Genomic DNA, 263 nt, shown 5'->3' with positions numbered 1-263 from the left:
AATCTCGCCAAAAGTTATTCGTTTGTAGAAATAGGAAAACTCTACCGCCAGTTTGATTACCGATAAACTGAGTTTGTTCATCTGTACTCGCTTGAGCTAACAGTAAATTTGTCCCATTCGAATTGGGTGGTGAAACTTGAACCCAACGCTTACCGCCACCTAAATCGGTATCTTCAACTAGCGTAAACTGAAGCTTTTTAGTATAGAAATCAATGGCATCATCGTAGTTTTCGACCACAAGGGCGATATTGCCAATTTGCTGT

Annotated in this window: 1 protein-coding gene; it reads right to left on the bottom strand. The window is 40.3% G+C overall.

Translation table 11 applies throughout. From position 1 onward, the window contains the following. Window positions 1-263, bottom strand: a 263-nt coding sequence (locus V0R37_RS22465) for a VOC family protein (protein WP_420376605.1), incomplete at both ends; no start/stop codon positions are given.

Origin of the sequence: Pollutimonas rozaliensis (assembly GCF_048751585.1) — a bacterium.
Lineage (GTDB): Bacteria > Pseudomonadota > Gammaproteobacteria > Burkholderiales > Burkholderiaceae_B.
This window is presented reverse-complemented; position numbering and strand designations above follow the sequence as displayed.